The 4839-nt window shown below is 69.0% G+C and carries 4 protein-coding genes; all 4 read left to right on the plus strand.

Annotated elements, in window-relative coordinates:
- Positions 1 to 298 precede the first annotated feature (298 nt).
- Positions 299 to 778 (plus strand): bacterioferritin, encoded by a 480-nt coding sequence (gene bfr, locus ACY5KJ_RS06915; protein WP_462187231.1) that lies wholly within the window; start codon positions 299 to 301, stop codon positions 776 to 778.
- Positions 779 to 1166: 388 nt separating this feature from the next.
- A complete protein-coding gene (locus ACY5KJ_RS06920) occupies positions 1167 to 1778 on the plus strand; it encodes a superoxide dismutase (protein ID WP_462187230.1) in 612 nt (203 codons plus the stop codon).
- A gap of 898 nt (positions 1779 to 2676) precedes the next feature.
- Positions 2677 to 3480 carry an alpha/beta hydrolase gene (locus tag ACY5KJ_RS06925; protein ID WP_462203014.1) on the plus strand — a complete coding sequence of 268 codons (804 nt, stop codon included), beginning with the start codon at positions 2677 to 2679 and terminating at the stop codon, positions 3478 to 3480.
- Between the two features lie 239 nt (positions 3481 to 3719).
- Positions 3720 to 4839, plus strand: a 1120-nt coding sequence (locus ACY5KJ_RS06930) for an aminoglycoside phosphotransferase family protein (RefSeq protein WP_462203015.1), incomplete at its 3' end; no start/stop codon positions are given.

The raw sequence follows: 4839 nt of genomic DNA on the forward strand, positions 1-4839 counted from the left end.
CCCGCACGTTTCCCGCACGCTTCCTCCGTGCGGGATTTCTACCTTACAGTAAACCTTACCTGCATTTACGTTCAGGCGGATGTGAGGGGTGCGGGTTCAGGTTCGCTGCGAAATCCGTATCCGTGTGATGTGCTGTCCGCTGGAGGTTCCGCCTGTCGGCTCGCGCGGACCGTCGGAGGTCATCGCCGCTGGTTGAGGCGCCACGGCGGGTCGATCAAGCGGTGCGGGACGGGGCACTCCCTCGGTATGATGACGAGCGGCGTCCGGCCGGCGATGTCCGACAGGAGGTGGAGGTCATATGGTGACGCGTGGTGACGTGGAAATCATCGAAATTCTGAACAGTGTGCTGACGAACGAGCTCACGACCATCAACCAGTACTTTCTGCACAGTCGTATGCAACGTAACTGGGGATATCGGCGGATCGCCGAGCACTATTATCGCGAGTCGATCGACGAGATGAAGCACGCGGATCAGCTCATCGAGCGGGTGCTGTATCTCGGCGGTCTGCCGAACCTGCAGCGTCTGCACACGCTGCGTATCGGGGAGACGGTGCCCGAGCAGCTCGAGGTGGACCGGTCCGGGGAGTTCGAGGCGGTTGACCTGCTGCGCCGGGGGGTCGCACTCTGCCGGGAGCGGGGCGACGTCGGATCGGCCGTGCTCCTCGAGCGGATCCTCGTCTCCGAGGAGGAGCACATCGACTGGCTCGACGCCCAGCTGGAGCTGATCTCCCAGCTTGGTGCGGCCCATTACCTCGCCCAACAGATCCATGAGGAGTAGCGGAAGGTAATGGGCGGTGGCGAGGAATGGCGGAGTAATCCCGTTTTCGTTTCCTCACCGTTACGCACTGTTGTTGGCGCTGCGAACGGGTCGATCCTTTGAGTGTCATGGTGTCGGGTCTCGCCATGCAAGCCCCATCCGACTGGCGATAGTGTCCAGTCGGGGGATCGCGCGGAGGATTGCAGCAGCGAAGCCGACCGTCCACAGGGTGCCGTCGAGGCGGTGCCGCGGGAGAGGAGGGGGGAGGGCCGATGAGCATCGCCGGGTCCTGTCCGCCCCCTCCGCTCCGGGTGGCCGCCGGCTCCATCGCACCGCCCATCTGACCTCCGAGAGCTCCGCACGGGACTCCTCGGATGAATTCCTTATGAATGGAAAGGATCGTGCGCTAGTGGCGACGTACACGCTGCCGGACCTGAACTACGACTACGGTGCTCTGGAACCGTCCATTATCGGGCAGATAGTCGAACTGCACCACGACAAGCACCACGCGACCTACGTCAAGGGTGCCAATGACACTCTTGAGAAGATCGCCGAAGCGCGCGACAAGGGCGACTTCGGTGCCATCGTGGGCCTGGAGAAGACGCTCGCCTTCAACCTTTCCGGGCATATTCTCCACTCGATCTACTGGGAGAACCTCTCGCCGGACGGCGGGGACAAGCCGGACGGTGCGCTCGGTGAGGCCATCGCCGCCGACTTCGGTTCCTTCGACGCCTTCAAGGCGCAACTGAACGCGGTGACCACCACGGTGCAGGGCTCCGGGTGGGGCGTCCTGGCCTACGACGCCACCGCGCAGCGTCTGCTCATCGAGCAGGTGTACGACCACCAGAGCAACGTCGGCGTGGGCAACACCCCGCTGCTCGTGTTCGACGCCTGGGAGCATGCCTGGTACCTGCAGTACAAGAACGTCAAGGTCGACTACGTGGCGGCCCTGTGGAACGTCGTCAACTGGGCCGACGTGGCTGCCCGTTTCGTGAAGGCCAAGGGCGCGGCGGCGGCCTGACCGTGGTGCGGGTTGGTTCCCCGACGCACAGGACCGTGCCCGGAGAACCGAAATAGTTGATCATTAAACGTGCACGAACAATGTGCGCGGATCATGACAAGGGCAGCGCCTCCGGCGGTGCCCTTGTCGTCATTTTCCGGTGTTTCGGGGCGGGGTCCACGAGGTCCGGTCACCGGCTTCGCGGCCGGCTTCCCGGCTGGCCTTGCCGCCGGTCTGGCCGACCGGACACCTTTCGGTCGACGTCACGTCAGCGTCGGGCCGGCGTGTCGTGGAGTGATATACGACACACCGTGAACGGCTTGACGGCTTCCCTTCTCGCTACGCAAGGTAGTAGACATGTTCGTGGACGTGCTCCGGCCCGATCGACGCCAGTCCGAGATCCTCCCGTCGCCGTCGTCCTGGCGACGTTGTCGCTGATCTGCCGGCGGCCCCGAGCCTGCCGGCGGCCCCGAGCCGAGCGATCCGTCCCGGCCGCGGGCGGCCAGTGGTCCGGCATCCTCCGCCTCCCGGTGGGCTCCTGACGTTCGCCGGCAGGCGACGTGCGGCAGGTGGTCGTTTCCCAGGGGCCGGCTCCCGAGACCGACCGCAGCGGTACCGCCGTCGAAGAACCACCCGTCGCCGCTGCTGGTCACCCCGTACGACTCGCGAGCACGGCCGCCGCGATGTCCAGGCCGCCGTTGTCCTCGCCTCGTGGCGGGCGGCAGCCGCGTGTTACTCCGGTCGCCGGGCCGTCGGACCGATCATCGGCGGGCCGGACACCTTCCCTCTCCTACTCTTCAAGCCCTTTCCTGGTCTCCGAGGCGAGATCAACGATTGATGTCGCCTCGACGCCGCGCCCGCGGCACGTCCGGCCCGCCTGCCGCGACGATCCGTTCCGTCCGAAGGAGATCTGGCGCCGATGCCGTCGCCGACCACTCAGTTGTCCGTCGATGATCTACGGATGGCCTCGCCCACCTCGTCCGCGGCGGGCAGGCAATCCCGCGCCCGCGCCATCGTCGGTCCGCAGCGGGGCAGCTCCGTCGCGCCAACCGCAGGCAGGCCGGCCGCGACACCCACCGCACCCACCGTCTCTCCGGCGTCGATCGTCTCTCCGGCCTCCCCTGCCGTCCCGGCCGCGATCCCGGTTCCGTCGACGCGTCGGCTCCCGGCGCCCTCTCCCGCCTCCGGCGGGGCACCCGGGGAATATGTGCGCGCGGTGGTCGCGGTGCTGCTCGGGCGCGGTGAGCAGGCCGGCCCGTTCCACCTTCTCGCCGATCGGCTCGCGCTGGACGGCTACCTGGTGACCGTCGTTCCCGACGGTGGCCGCCGGGTGCCCGCGGTGGCCGAGAACCGGGTGCCGGGCGTCCCGTTCGTCCTCCTCGGTTCCGACACGGGGGCCCTCGCGGCGCTGGCGATGGCCGCCTCCCCTGCGGTACGCCCCGACGGTGTGATCCTGGTCGGCCTGCCGCTCCTGCAGGTTCCCGTCGCGGGGGTGGCCATCGAGGAACCGTTGCCGCGTGCCCTGCCCGACCTCCCGATCCTGCTCATCCACGGTGCGCAGGACAAGGTCAGCCCGCTACCCCTGATCCGGATGACGACGCGCACCGCGTCCCGGGCGGAGCTCGTGGTCGTCCCGGGCGGCCACGATGTGCTGACGGGTCCGGGGCGTCGCAGCGTCGCCGCGCGGACCCTGCTCTTCCTGGAGTCCCTCCGCGAGGCCTGACCCCCGGCGAGCCTGCCGGCCCGGAGCCGGCAGCGGGTCGCGATCGTCGCCGCCCGCATACTCGGCACGGCCGTTCGGCCCACTCGGTGAGGGCCGAACGGCCATCCGGGCGTGACATCCGGCGGATCGGCTGGTCCGTCCCGGCAGGGCACCGTTGACGACACCGCCGCCGGACCCCTGCGGGTCCTGGCCAACCGTCGTCTACTCCCTGTTACTCTCCGTTGCCTCCGGGAGAGATCATGTCCGCCGCAGAGGTTCTGACCGCTGAGACCGCTCTGACCCCTCCCGCTCCGCCGAGTTTCCTCGGCGGGCCAACCCCCACGCTGCACACCGTGGAGACGACGACCGCGCTGCTGTTCTTCGTGGGCGAGCGGGTCTACAAGATGCCCAAACCCGTCATGGCCGGATCCGTGGACCTGCGACGGCGGCAGGCGCGGGAAGAGGCCTGCCAGACCGAGGTGGCCCTCAACCGGCGGCTGGCGCCGGACGTGTACCTCGCCGTCGCGGACGTCCGCGACGAGGCCGACCTCCTGCGCGATCACATGGTCGTCATGCGTCGGCTGCCCGTCGCGCGCCGCCTGACGACGCTGGTCGAGCGGGGCGGGTGGGTCGATCAACAGCTGCGTGACCTCGCGCGCCGACTCGCGGCGTTCCACGAGAGCTGCGAGACCTCGGCCCGGATCGGTGCGGCGGGCAGCCTGGCGGCTATGCAGGCTCGCTGGCTGGACCTGCTGCGCGCCGTCGCGCCGTTTCGCGGCGAGGTCCTGGCCGCCGATGTCGTCGACGAGATCGAGCGACTCGCGCTGCGCTACCTCGCCGGGCGGGCTCCGCTGCTGGCTGAGCGGCGGCGGGCCGGCCGGATCCGGGACGGTCACGGCGATTTCATCGCCGACCACGTCTTCTGCCTGTCCGACGGCGTACGGGTGATCGACTGCCTGGCGTCCGACCGGCAGGGCCGGATCGGTGACGTGTTGGCCGACGCCGCGTGCCTCGCGATGGACCTGGAGCGGCTCGGCGCGCCGGACGAGGCGCGCCGGTTCCTGGCCTGGTACCGGGAGTTCTCCGCCGAGACGCATCCGGTGTCGCTGGACCATCACTACATTGCCTACCAGGCGGTCGTCCACGCCAAGATCGCCTGTCTGCGGCACAACCAGGGTGAGCCGGGCGCCGCCGAGCAGGCGGCGCGGTTGGCCGCGATCGCCTTCGACCACCTGCGCCGCGGCCGCGTCCGCCTCGTCCTTGAGGGGTCGATCAGCGACGAGCAGGCCATCGCCGTCTCCCGGCCCGCCGAGGATGTGGATGGCGTGGGCGTGGGCGTAGGCGTGGGCGTAGGTGTGGGCGTGGGCGTGGGCGTAGGTG

The sequence above is a fragment of the Frankia sp. CcWB3 genome (genome assembly GCF_977927595.1).